We start from the raw sequence: 12,983 nt of genomic DNA on the forward strand, positions 1-12,983 counted from the left end.
TTTTAATAAGGAGGAGTTTCTCATGATAAAAATCTTATTAGTTGAGGATGACCTAGGCCTGTCAAATTCAGTATTTGACTTTTTAGACGATTTTGCGGATGTCATGCAGGTATTTGATGGAGAAGAAGGTCTCTACGAAGCTGAAAGTGGCGTCTATGACTTGATTTTGCTGGATTTGATGTTGCCAGAAAAAAATGGTTTCCAAGTATTGAAAGAATTGCGTGAAAAGGGAATTACGACACCAGTTCTGATTATGACTGCCAAGGAAAGTTTGGATGACAAGGGACATGGATTTGAATTGGGAGCAGATGATTACCTGACCAAGCCTTTCTACCTAGAAGAACTCAAAATGCGGATTCAAGCCCTTCTCAAACGTTCAGGTAAGTTTAATGAAAATACGCTATCTTATGGAGATATTCTCATCAATTTATCAACCAATACCGTTAAGGTTGAAGATACTCCTGTCGAATTGCTGGGGAAAGAGTTCGATTTACTAGTTTATTTCCTTCAAAATCAAAATGTTATTTTGCCTAAGACTCAGATTTTTGATCGTCTATGGGGATTTGATAGTGACACAACGATTTCAGTTGTAGAAGTTTATGTTTCAAAAGTCCGTAAGAAATTAAAAGGAACCACTTTTGCAGAGAATTTGCAAACCTTGCGTAGTGTTGGGTATATTTTAAAAGATGTTCAGTAAACTAAAAAAAACATGGTATGCGGATGACTTTAGTTACTTTATCCGCAACTTCGGTGTTTTCACCCTGATTTTCTCTACCATGACTCTGATTATTTTGCAGGTCATGCATTCGAGTCTTTATACTTCGGTGGATGATACGCTCCATGGCTTGAGCAACAATCCTCAGGCAGTTATTCAGCTTGCGGTAAATAGGGCGACAGAAGAGATTAAAGATTTAGAGAATGCTGCTACAGATACTAGCAAGACGGAGATAAAACCCAATGTTAGTTCCAACACAGAAGTCATTCTCTTTGATAAGAATTTTATCCAGCTCCTTTCTGGAAATCGATTTTTGGGATTGGATAAGATTAAGTTAGAGAAAAAAGAACTAGGCCATATCTACCAGATTCAGGTTTTTAATAGCTATGGACAAGAAGAAATCTATCGCATGATTTTGATGGAAACCAATATTAGTTCGGTTTCAACCAATATCAAGTATGCGGCTGTCTTGATTAATACAAGTCAGTTGGAGCAGGCCAGTCAAAAGCATGAGCAATTGATTGTCGTTGTGATGGCTAGTTTCTGGATTTTGTCTTTACTTGCCAGTCTCTATCTAGCTAGGGTCAGTGTTCGTCCTCTGCTTGAGAGCATGCAGAAGCAGCAGTCCTTTGTGGAAAATGCTAGTCATGAGTTACGAACTCCACTTGCAGTTTTACAAAATCGTTTAGAGACCCTTTTCCGGAAGCCAGAAGCTACCATTATGGATGTGAGCGAAAGCATTGCATCGAGTTTGGAAGAAGTCCGAAATATGCGTTTTTTGACGACAAACTTGTTGAATTTGGCTCGTAGAGATGACGGAATTAAGCCGGAACTTGCAGAAGTTTCAACTAGCTTTTTTAATACAACTTTCACAAATTATGAGATGATTGCTTCGGAAAATGATCGTGTTTTCCGTTTTGAAAATCGCATCCATCGCACGATTGTCACAGACCAGCTTCTTTTGAAACAACTGATGACTATCCTATTTGATAATGCTGTCAAGTATACTGAAGAGGATGGTGAAATTGATTTTGTGATTTCAGCGACTGATCGCAATCTGTATTTACTGGTTTCTGATAATGGAGTCGGTATTTCGGCAGAAGATAAGAAGAAAATTTTTGATCGCTTTTATCGAGTTGATAAGGCTAGAACCCGTCAAAAAGGTGGTTTTGGTTTAGGATTATCCCTAGCCAAGCAAATTGTAGATGCTTTAAAAGGGACCATTGTAGTCAAAGATAATAAGCCAAAGGGAACAATCTTTGAAGTGAAGATTACTATTCAAACACCATCTAAAAAGAAAAAATAAAAATATCGCTCCAGTTGGGGCGATATTTTGGACTTATCTTTTTAGTTTTCGTTTGATGATAGAGCGTTGGATTTTTAAAACAAGTAAGCTGAATCCGATTGCTGAGATAAAAGCAAGACCAGTTGATAACTTTAATGATAAAAAGATAAAACTGAAGATAGCGACGCAAATACAAAAAATAGCGATATTAACAAAAAATAGGATTTCCTGAAAACTGGTATCAGATTGTGATTCGGGCGCATAATCTTGATAGAGAGGAAGTTGCTGATTTAATTCTTCTTGATAGTCTACCTCATATGATTGTAATTTTTTTACGGACATGGTTCTCTCCTTAACAGTACATACCTATTTTATCATTTTTTCAGCAGAGAATTATTACAGAAAGGTTACAAAAAGAATAAAGTCCTTTTTCAAAATCATTTTTCTTGACACCGTACTGTGAAAATGATAGGATGGATGAACACTTAAGACTTATTAATATTCATAATTAATTATATTTCTAAGAAAATAGATCTAATAAATGATTTATTTTTATAAGAACCTTTTTACTTATTTTCTTGATTTTATTTAATTAGATTAGTGGATTTGTTTGGAATGCAGGGGCAGATTTTCTGTCTCCTATTTTTATAGTGGCGGGGTATCTCATTGATATCTCTTGGAAAAGTTAAAGGAGATAAGAATGTATCTTGCTATTAAAGAAATATTACAGAACAAACTTCGATATAGTTTGATTTTAACAACCATTTTTCTCATTGCTTTTATGGTCTTTTTTATGACCAGTCTAGCTCTTGGTCTTGTACGAAACAACCGAGCTGCTATTGACAATTGGCAAGCGACGGGTGTGGTTCTATCTGACTACGCAAATGATAATTTGACAGCATCTTTTATTCCTGAAAAGGATTATAAGGAAAAGAGATCTGAGGAGGCTGCTCCACTGGGTTATATGTTTGCTGTAACCAATCTAGTCGATGGTAGTGAAAAGCTCAATGTTTCCATTTTTTCTCAAGACTGGGACTCTTTTATCTCTCCTAGTTTGACGGAGGGTCGTTATCCTGAAGGAGATGATGAGGTTGTCGTGGATCAGTCCTTTGAGAACTATGGGATTAAGCTAGGTGATACCATTCAGCTGAATGGAAGCGAGACTGGTTACAAGATTGTAGGTCTGACTCAAGGAAATAAGTTTTTTACTGAGCCTGTTGTCTTTACAAGTTTGACGACTTATTGGACCTTACAAGGAACCTTGAAAGCCAATCGTTCCATCTCTGCCTTGGTTTTGAAAAATGACATAGAAGTGACTGGCGATGGACTGAAACAGATTTCTATTCCAAAAATGATTTCGAAAATTCCTGGTTACACACCTCAGGTTAATGTATTTTCAGGGATGATTCTTGCTATGATTATCATCACAGGCTTGATTGTGGGAATATTTGTCTATATCATTACCATCCAAAAACTAGGACTTTATGGAATAATGAGGGCTCAGGGAATACAGATTAAAACCATTGTATGGTCTCTTTTCTGTCAAATCTTCCTCCTAGCTGGTATGGGGATTGCTTTAGCCTTGCTGGCTATTGGAGGAGTGATTTTAGTCTTGCCAGCTACCTTCTTTTTCTACCCAAGTTGGTTAGCCTATTCTGTCCTAAGCTTGGTGATTTGCTTGATGGCCCTGCTAGGTGGTGTCATTTCACTTCCACGCTTGCTAAAGGTGGACCCGATTACTGCGATTGCAGAATGATAAGGAGAATAGTATGACAGCATTGATTGAAATGACTCAAGTGACAAAAACGTACGGGGAAGGAAAGATGAAAGTCGTAGCTCTGCATGAGACGAATTTTCAGCTAAATGCGGGAGAGTTCGTAGCTATCGTTGGGCCTTCAGGTTCTGGAAAGACAACCTTTTTAACGACTCTAGGACAACTGCAGGAAGCATCGAGTGGAAAGATTTTAGTTAAGGGGAAGGAAACAGGCAGTTTGACGGAGAAGGAGAAAACGGACCTCCGTTTTAGAGAGTTTGGCTTCATTCTCCAAGCTTCAAACTTAATTCCTTTTCTAACGGTCAAGGAACAGCTGGATTTGATTGACAGACTGGATAAGGGAAAAAATAGTAAAAGTGATCGAAAAGAGCTGTTTGACTTGTTGGATTTGAACAAGGTACAAAATCAGTATCCCAAGGCTCTATCTGGTGGCGAACGTCAACGTGCTGCGATTGCTAGGGCGCTTTACAACAATCCTAGCATTGTACTGGCAGATGAGCCTACAGCCAGTCTTGATACAGAGCGGGCTTACCAAGTAACGGAGATGTTGGCTTCAATTGCCCATGAGCAAGGTAGAGGAGTTGTTATGATTACACATGATACACGCCTCCTTGATAAGGTTGACCGAGTTTATGTAATGAGTGACGGAAACTTGGTTGAAGACAAATGTAAACAAATATAAAATATAGTGAATTGATAGATATTTTCTAAAACGTTAGACTTCAAAATGAATCGGTTCTATCTAGCAAATTGATAAGTTATATAGATTTTGATGAGGTTAGACTAAAACTCAATTTTAAGAAAAATAAAGTAAATATTCCCACAATAAAACGTATAGTCTCAAGTTTTTTCAAGACTTGACTATGTGTTTTTTTATTTTCAAGACTTTTCCCAGTCTCCTTATTTCTAACTTCAAAACGGTGTTTTGATCTGACTTCATCAGTTTTATTGCCAACCTTAAAACTCTACTTTGAGCAATCTGCATCTAGTTTTCTAGCTTGTTCTTTGATTTTTATTGAGTATATGGACTGCAAATTGCGCTAAAAAATGATATAATGGTGAAGTTATAGTCCCGATAAGATGGTAGGCATTTATCACTAAGAAATACCTATCAGTACTTTGTAACTCGCAAAGAATGACGGCTCCAAAGTAGTCGCTCGTCATTCTACGGTTGCCGCTATAACGCGGTCACCCTATGCGCCTTACTAGCTTCAGAAATAAAAAAGTATCGTTTTTATTTCTTTCGCGTCGTAACTCTTAGAAAATGAAAATACCTATCAGTACTTTGTAACTCTATAACACTATTTTTAAGGGGGGACATTTTTATGTCAGAACGTAAATTATTCACGTCTGAATCTGTATCTGAGGGGCATCCGGATAAGATCGCAGACCAAATTTCAGATGCTATCTTGGATGCTATTTTAGCAAAGGATCCAGAGGCACACGTTGCTGCTGAGACAGCTGTTTATACTGGTTCAGTTCATGTATTTGGTGAAATTTCAACTACAGCTTATGTAGATATTAACCGTGTGGTTCGTGATACCATTGCAGAGATTGGTTATACCAATACAGAATATGGATTTTCTGCTGAGACGGTGGGAGTACACCCATCTTTGGTGGAGCAATCGCCAGATATTGCTCAAGGTGTTAACGAAGCATTGGAGGTTCGTGGAAATGCGGATCAAGATCCACTTGATTTGATTGGTGCTGGAGACCAAGGTCTCATGTTTGGTTTTGCGGTAGATGAAACAGAAGAACTCATGCCACTTCCAATCTCACTCAGTCACAAGTTGGTTCGTCGTTTAGCAGAGCTTCGTAAGTCTGGTGAAATCAGCTATCTTCGTCCAGATTCTAAATCTCAAGTTACAGTTGAATATGATGAAAATGACCAGCCAGTGCGCGTGGATACAGTCGTTATTTCTACTCAGCATGATCCAGAAGTTAGCAATGAACAAATTCATGAAGATGTGATTAACAAGGTTATCAAAGAAGTGATTCCAGCATCTTATCTTGATGATGAGACAAAATTCTTTATCAATCCGACAGGTCGTTTTGTAATCGGTGGTCCTCAAGGGGACTCAGGTTTGACTGGTCGTAAGATTATTGTAGATACTTATGGTGGTTACTCACGTCACGGTGGTGGTGCCTTTTCTGGTAAGGATGCGACTAAGGTAGACCGTTCAGCTTCTTATGCAGCTCGCTACATTGCTAAAAACATTGTTGCAGCAGGTCTTGCTAAGAAGGCGGAAGTACAATTGGCATATGCTATCGGTGTTGCGCAACCTGTATCTGTTCGTATTGATACTTTTGGTACAGGAACAGTAGCTGAAAGCAAATTAGAAGCTGCAGCACGTCAGATTTTTGATCTTCGTCCAGCAGGAATCATCCAAATGCTGGATCTCAAACGACCAATTTACCGTCAAACAGCGGCTTATGGTCATATGGGACGTACGGATATTGATCTCCCATGGGAGCGATTGGATAAAGTAGAAGCTTTGAAGGAAGCTGTCAAATAAAATCTTAAGAGGGGCTCGCCCCTCTTTTAATATACTATTTCCTCCAAAATCATTGAAATTATAGCTTGAATTTGATATGATGGTCTTATGGATAAAAGTAGAGCAAAACGTGTTGAGCACGATAAAAAGAGAATCGGATTAATAGCCCTAGTAGCTATCTTTTCAGTAATTATTTGTGTCCTTGGATCAATAATTGGTTATAAAGTCTACACAAAGCAGCGTTTTGAACAAAGGATTGAAACGCTCAAAAAAGAGAAAGATGATCAATTGAGTGAGGGAAATCAGAAAGATCATTTTCGTAAAGGGCAAGCCGAAGTGATTGCCTATTATCCTCTCCAAGGGGAGCAAGTGATTTCGTCTGTAAAAGAAATCATGACACAGGATATTAAAGACAATCTAGAGGATAAGGAAAATCTGGTTTTTTATTATACGGAGAAACAGGATTCGACTTTGAAAGGAATTGTTGATCATAGTGTGGTGAAACAAGTCTATGATTTAACTTCGTCAAAAGTTGAAGAGACAGAGAAAACTAGTCTAGCGAAAGTGCATTTGACAGAAGATGGTAAACCTTTTACACTTGATCAATTATTTTCAGATGCTAGTAAGGCTAAAGAGAAGCTGTTAAAAGAAATTACCTCTTTCTTACAAGATAAGAAATTAGAACAAGAAAAGATTGATCAGATAGTTAAAGGCTTGTCTGACCAAGACTTGTCTGCATGGAATTTTGATTACAAGGATAGTCAGATTATCCTTTATCCAAGTCAGGCGGTTGAAAATCTGGATGAGATTGCCTTGCCAGTATCTAGTTTCTTTGAAGTTATTCAGTCCTCTTATTTATTAGATAAGGATGCCGAGCTATATAAGGCTTATTATGAAAAGAAAAATCGTAAAGTGGTGGCCTTGACTTTTGATGATGGACCAAATCCTGCAACGACAAATCAAGCATTAGATACACTTTCTAAGTATGGTATTAAGGCAACTTTCTTCGTTTTAGGTAAGAATGTTTCTGGCAATGAAGAAATTTTGAAACGCATGAAAGCAGATGGTCATGTCATTGGAAACCATAGTTGGAGCCATCCAGTTCTTTCAAAGCTTTCGCTTGATGACGCTAAAAAACAGATTACTGATACAGAGGATGCGCTAACTAAAGTGCTAGGTTCTAGTTCAAAACTCATGCGTCCGCCTTATGGGGCCATTACAGACGACATTCGCAATAGCCTCGACTTGAGTTTTATTATGTGGGATGTGGATAGTCTGGACTGGAAGAGTAAAAATGAAGCAGCCATCTTGACAGAAATTCAGCGTGAAGTTAAGAATGGTTCAATTATTCTCATGCATGATATCCATGCTGAGACAGTAAATGCTCTGCCGAAGGTTATTGACTATTTGAAAGGGCAAGGTTATGACTTTGTGACAATTCCAGATTTGTTAGACTCTCGTCTTAAAGCTCACCAGCTTTATTATGACCGTGATCAATAATACACAAAATCTAAAGAGATAAGTTTTCTTTGAGAATTTGTTTCTTTGGATTTTCTTCACATAGAAAGGAAAAATAATGAAATCTTATACTTTAAATAATGGTGTTCCAATTCCAGTTCTAGGATTTGGAACCTGGAAAGCTGAAAATGGAGAGATTGCCTATCAAGCTGTACTAGAGGCTTTAAAGGCAGGCTATCGCCATATCGATACGGCAGCGATTTATAAAAATGAAGAAAGCGTTGGTCGTGCTATTCAAGATAGTGGCGTTCCGCGTGAGGAAATTTTTGTAACCAGCAAACTCTGGAATACAAATCACAACTATGAGCAAACTCGTCAGGCTTTTGAAGAGTCTTTAGAGAAGCTGTGCTTGGAATATTTGGATTTGTATTTGATTCATTGGCCAAATCCAAAACCGCTCAGAGAAAATAACCACTGGAAAATCCGAAATTCAGAAGTTTGGAGAGCTATGGAAGACCTCTATCAAGAAGGCAAAATCCGTGCTATTGGAGTTAGTAATTTTCTTCCCCATCATTTGGATGCCTTGCTTGAAACAGCAAAAATTCTTCCAGCTGTCAATCAAGTTCGTTTGGCTCCAGGTGTGTATCAAGAGGAAGTCGTAGATTACTGTCGAGAAAAAGGCATTTTATTGGAAGCTTGGGGGCCTTTTGGTCAGGGAGAACTGTTTGATAGCAAGCAAGTCCAAGAAATCGCAGCAAATCATGGAAAGTCTGTTGCTCAGATAGCCTTGGCCTGGAGCTTGGCAGAAGGATTTTTACCGCTTCCAAAATCTGTCACAGCGTCTCGTATTCAAGCTAATCTTGATTGCTTTGGAATTGAACTGAGTCATGAGGAGCGTGAAACCTTAAAAGCGATTGCTGTTCAGTCTGGTGCTCCACGAGTTGATGATATGGATTTTTAGAAAATCATAAAAAGAATTGTACATTGTTCTAATTTTTGATATAATAGTCAGCAGGAAAGAAAGTCTTATGGCGTTCTTCAAGCGAGCTTGGGATAGTGGGAGCCAAGTAGGGCAAAATAAAGAACTGGCGCTTTCTGTAGTATTTTCAAAAACAATGAAGTAATAAATTAGGGTGGAACCGCGTTTCTGACGCCCCTAGTCGCAAGGCTTGGGTGTTGAAATTCGGTTCTTTTTGAATTCATCTAATGCCTAAGTAGAAAGGAGCATAATGCTTAAAGGATCTTGTTTATGTAAAGCAGTGACCTACACTCTAGATGAAGAATTATCGGAATTAGTTTTTTGTCATTGCTCGTTTTGTCGGAAAGCAACTGCGTCTGCCTATACAGTTAATGCTAAAGTTAGTAGTGAAAAGCTAGTATTGCATGGAAAAGAAAAGCTTGTTTCCTATAGTTCTTCTCCAGGAAAACAGCGTTATTACTGCCAGAACTGTCATAGTCAAATTTTCACTGTTCAAGAAAATATACCAGAAGTCTGTGCTTTGAAATTAGGCACAATAGATGAATGCGATCAGAATTTACAAACTGTTCCTAAACGTCATATTTTTCAGGACCCAGCCTTTTCTTGGTTGCTTGATAAATAAATCTAAGAAGATAATATAAATTAAAGGAGTAAACAATGTCTAAGAAATTAACATTTCAAGAAATTATTTTGACTTTGCAACAATTTTGGAATGACCAAGGTTGTATGCTTATGCAGGCTTATGATAATGAAAAAGGTGCGGGGACAATGAGTCCTTACACTTTCCTTCGTGCTATTGGACCTGAGCCGTGGAATGCAGCGTATGTAGAGCCATCACGTCGTCCTGCTGACGGTCGTTACGGGGAAAACCCTAACCGTCTATACCAACACCACCAATTCCAAGTGGTTATGAAGCCTTCTCCATCAAATATCCAAGAACTTTATCTTGAGTCTTTAGAAAAATTGGGAATCAATCCTTTGGAACACGATATTCGTTTTGTTGAGGATAACTGGGAAAACCCATCAACTGGTTCAGCTGGTCTTGGTTGGGAAGTTTGGCTTGATGGTATGGAAATCACTCAGTTCACTTATTTCCAACAAGTTGGTGGATTGGCAACTGGCCCTGTGACTGCGGAAGTTACCTATGGTTTGGAGCGTTTGGCTTCTTACATTCAAGAAGTGGACTCTGTCTATGATATCGAGTGGGCTGATGGTGTAAAATACGGAGAAATCTTTATCCAGCCTGAGTATGAGCACTCAAAATATTCGTTTGAAATTTCTGACCAAGAAATGTTGTTGGAAAACTTTGATAAGTTTGAAAAAGAAGCTGGTCGTGCTTTGGAAGAAGGTTTGGTTCACCCTGCCTATGACTATGTTCTCAAATGTTCACACACCTTTAACCTGCTTGACGCGCGTGGTGCAGTATCTGTAACAGAGCGTGCAGGCTATATTGCCCGTATCCGTAACTTGGCCCGTGTCGTAGCCAAAACATTTGTCGCAGAACGCAAACGCCTAGGCTACCCACTTTTGGATGAAGAAACACGAGCTAAACTCTTAGCAGAAGACGCAGAATAGTGAGTAATACTGTGCTCTAAAATCGTTAGAGGCAAGTCGAAGACTTGCTAGAGGGATATGCACCGCTGTACTGTTATGTGGGGATTTTTGAAACCTTAGGTTCAAAAATTAGTCAGCTAAATCCACTTTGATGAGACTATTGGAAATCTTGACCAATTTTGCATTAGATTTCCATACAGACTCACAAAGTTAGTTAGCGACGTCCCCAGTACCTAAGGTGCATATCAAAAAAGATTGAAGAAAATGTAAAGGAAAAAACATGACAAAAAACTTATTAGTAGAACTCGGTCTTGAAGAATTACCAGCCTATGTTGTCACACCAAGTGAAAAACAACTAGGCGAAAAAATGGCAGCCTTTCTCAAGGAAAACCGCCTGTCTTTTGAAGATATTCAAACCTTCTCAACACCACGTCGTTTGGCTGTTCGTGTGACTGGTCTTGCAGACAAACAGTCTGATTTGACAGAAGATTTCAAGGGTCCAGCAAAGAAAATTGCCTTGGATAGTGATGGAAACTTCACCAAAGCAGCTCAAGGATTTGTTCGTGGAAAAGGCTTGACGGTTGAAGATATCGAATTCCGTGAAATCAAGGGTGAAGAATATGTCTATGTTACCAAGGAAGAAATTGGTCAAGCAGTTGAAGCCATTGTTCCTGGTGTTGTAGATGTCTTGAAGTCATTGACTTTCCCTGTCAGCATGCACTGGGCTGGAAATAGTTTTGAATACATTCGTCCTGTTCACACTTTGACTGTTCTTCTAGATGAAGAAGAGTTTGATTTGGATTTCCTTGATATCAAGGGAGGTCGTGTGAGCCGTGGTCACCGTTTCTTGGGGAAAGAAACTAAGATTCAGTCAGCATTGAGCTATGAAGATGACCTTCGTGCACAGTTTGTAATCGCAGATCCACGTGAACGTGAGCAAATGATTGTTGACCAAATCAAGGCAATCGAAGCTGAGCATAGTGTACGCATCGAGATTGATGCTGACTTGCTTAATGAAGTCTTGAACTTGGTTGAATACCCAACTGCCTTTATGGGAAGTTTTGATGCCAAATACCTTGAAGTTCCAGAAGAAGTCTTGGTAACTTCGATGAAGGAACACCAACGTTACTTTGTTGTTCGTGATCAAGATGGAAAACTCTTGCCAAACTTCATTTCTGTTCGTAACGGAAACGCAGAGCATTTGGAAAATGTCATCAAAGGAAATGAAAAAGTTTTGGTAGCTCGTTTGGAAGACGGAGAATTCTTCTGGCGTGAAGACCAAAAATTGGTTATTTCTGACCTTGTTGAAAAATTAAACAATGTGACCTTCCATGAGAAAATTGGTTCCCTTCGTGAACACATGATTCGTACGGGTCAGATTGCTATTCTCTTGGCAGAAAAAGCAGGTTTGTCAGCTGATGAAACGATTGACCTAGCCCGTGCAGCAGCCATTTACAAGTTTGACTTGTTGACTGGTATGGTTGGTGAATTTGACGAGCTCCAAGGAATTATGGGTGAAAAATATGCCCTTCTTGCTGGTGAAACTCCAGCCGTGGCAGCTGCTATTCGTGAACACTACATGCCTACATCAGCCGAAGGCGAACTTCCAGAGAGCAAGGTCGGTGCAGTGCTTGCCATTGCAGACAAATTGGACACTATTTTGAGTTTCTTCTCAGTAGGTTTGATTCCATCAGGTTCTAACGATCCTTATGCCCTTCGTCGTGCGACCCAAGGTGTAGTTCGTATCTTGGATGCCTTTGGTTGGCACATTGCTATGGATGAGCTGATTGATAGCCTTTATGCTTTAACATTTGACAGCTTGACTTATGAAAATAAAGCAGAGGTTATGGACTTTATCAAGGCTCGTGTTGATAAGATGATGGGCTCTACTCCAAAAGACATCAAGGAAGCGGTTCTTGCAGGTTCAAACTTTGTTGTTGCAGAGATGTTGGAAGCAGCAAGTGCTCTTGTAGAAGCAAGCAAGAAAGAAGATTTCAAACCATCTGTTGAATCACTTTCTCGTGCCTTTAACTTGGCTGAGAAGGCAGAGGGGGTTGTTGCAGTTGATTCAGAACTATTTGAGAATGACCAAGAAAAAGCTTTGGCAGAAGCCGTAGAATCACTCGTTTTATCAGGAACTGCAAGTCAACAATTGAACCAACTCTTTTCTCTTAGCCCAATTATTGATGCTTTCTTTGAAAATACCATGGTAATGACTGAAGATCAGACTGTTCGACAAAATCGTTTGGCAATCTTGTCGCAATTAACTAAGAAAGCAGCTAAACTTGCACGTTTTAACCAAATCAATACCAAATAAAATCTGTTAAACGGATTAAATCTTATCATAAAGGAGAGAAACATGGATCCTAAAAAAATTGATCGTATTAACGAGCTTGCCAAAAAGAAAAAAACAGAAGGCTTGACCTCAGAAGAAAAAGTAGAGCAAGCCAAACTACGTGAGGAGTACATCGAAGGTTATCGTCGTACTGTTCGTCACCATATCGAAGGGATCAAAATTGTGGACGAAGAAGGAAACGATGTTACACCAGAAAAACTACGCCAAGTCCAACGTGAAAAAGGGTTACATGGCCGTAGTCTTGATGACCCAAATTCATAATAAGTATTCTTTCTTTTAACAAGGATAGGTGAAATAATAATCAAAAGACTAGCAGTTTGCGTCTGCTAGTCTTTTTTAACTAAAAAGGGCTCTATAATATTTGTAG

The 12,983-nt window shown here is 39.0% G+C and carries 12 protein-coding genes; 11 read left to right on the forward strand and 1 reads right to left on the reverse strand.

Annotation, left to right across the window (positions count from 1 at the left end; all coding sequences use genetic code 11):
• Window positions 1-22: 22 nt before the first annotated feature.
• Window positions 23-697: a two-component system response regulator CiaR gene (ciaR, locus tag HT718_RS06145; protein WP_000590627.1), complete on the forward strand. Its 675-nt coding sequence runs from the start codon at window positions 23-25 to the stop codon at window positions 695-697.
• The gene (gene ciaH / locus HT718_RS06150) at window positions 687-2,021 is read left to right on the forward strand and encodes a two-component system sensor histidine kinase CiaH (protein WP_173267868.1); all 1,335 of its coding nucleotides are present in this window, start codon (window positions 687-689) and stop codon (window positions 2,019-2,021) included. The genes ciaR and ciaH overlap by 11 nt, the downstream gene beginning before the upstream one ends.
• 33 nt (window positions 2,022-2,054) lie before the next feature.
• Here ciaH and HT718_RS06155 read toward each other — a convergent pair whose 3' ends face one another.
• A complete protein-coding gene (locus tag HT718_RS06155; protein ID WP_173267869.1) occupies window positions 2,055-2,342 on the reverse strand; it encodes a DUF3270 domain-containing protein in 288 nt (95 codons plus the stop codon).
• A 358-nt stretch (window positions 2,343-2,700) separates the two neighbouring features.
• On the opposite strand from HT718_RS06155, the gene HT718_RS06160 reads away from it, so the two are divergent.
• The 9 genes from HT718_RS06160 to HT718_RS06200 all read left to right on the forward strand — a co-directional run bounded on the left by HT718_RS06160 (window position 2,701) and on the right by HT718_RS06200 (window position 12,877).
• Window positions 2,701-3,756 (forward strand): ABC transporter permease, encoded by a 1,056-nt coding sequence (locus HT718_RS06160; RefSeq protein WP_173267870.1) that lies wholly within the window; start codon window positions 2,701-2,703, stop codon window positions 3,754-3,756.
• A 13-nt stretch (window positions 3,757-3,769) separates the two neighbouring features.
• Window positions 3,770-4,456 carry an ABC transporter ATP-binding protein gene (locus HT718_RS06165; RefSeq protein WP_173267871.1) on the forward strand — a complete coding sequence of 229 codons (687 nt, stop codon included), beginning with the start codon at window positions 3,770-3,772 and terminating at the stop codon, window positions 4,454-4,456.
• A 643-nt stretch (window positions 4,457-5,099) separates the two neighbouring features.
• Window positions 5,100-6,290, forward strand: a complete 1,191-nt coding sequence (gene metK, locus HT718_RS06170; RefSeq protein WP_173267872.1) for a methionine adenosyltransferase — start codon at window positions 5,100-5,102, stop codon at window positions 6,288-6,290.
• An 87-nt stretch (window positions 6,291-6,377) separates the two neighbouring features.
• Window positions 6,378-7,769, forward strand: coding sequence for a peptidoglycan-N-acetylglucosamine deacetylase PgdA (pgdA, locus tag HT718_RS06175; protein WP_173267873.1), 1,392 nt, complete (start codon window positions 6,378-6,380; stop codon window positions 7,767-7,769).
• Window positions 7,770-7,845: 76 nt separating this feature from the next.
• Complete coding sequence (locus tag HT718_RS06180) at window positions 7,846-8,688, forward strand: aldo/keto reductase (protein WP_173267874.1); 843 nt, start codon at window positions 7,846-7,848, stop codon at window positions 8,686-8,688.
• A gap of 268 nt (window positions 8,689-8,956) precedes the next feature.
• Complete coding sequence (locus HT718_RS06185; RefSeq protein WP_000912012.1) at window positions 8,957-9,328, forward strand: GFA family protein; 372 nt, start codon at window positions 8,957-8,959, stop codon at window positions 9,326-9,328.
• Between the two features lie 35 nt (window positions 9,329-9,363).
• On the forward strand, window positions 9,364-10,281 hold the full coding sequence (gene glyQ, locus HT718_RS06190) for a glycine--tRNA ligase subunit alpha (protein WP_000038736.1): 918 nt from the start codon (window positions 9,364-9,366) through the stop codon (window positions 10,279-10,281).
• 259 nt (window positions 10,282-10,540) lie between these two features.
• Window positions 10,541-12,577 carry a glycine--tRNA ligase subunit beta gene (glyS, locus tag HT718_RS06195; RefSeq protein WP_173267875.1) on the forward strand — a complete coding sequence of 679 codons (2,037 nt, stop codon included), beginning with the start codon at window positions 10,541-10,543 and terminating at the stop codon, window positions 12,575-12,577.
• A gap of 42 nt (window positions 12,578-12,619) precedes the next feature.
• Complete coding sequence (locus HT718_RS06200) at window positions 12,620-12,877, forward strand: DUF896 family protein (RefSeq protein ID WP_173218654.1); 258 nt, start codon at window positions 12,620-12,622, stop codon at window positions 12,875-12,877.
• The last annotated feature ends 106 nt before the right edge of the window (window positions 12,878-12,983 follow it).

Source organism: Streptococcus sp. 714 (assembly GCF_013277115.1).
GTDB lineage: Bacteria > Bacillota > Bacilli > Lactobacillales > Streptococcaceae > Streptococcus.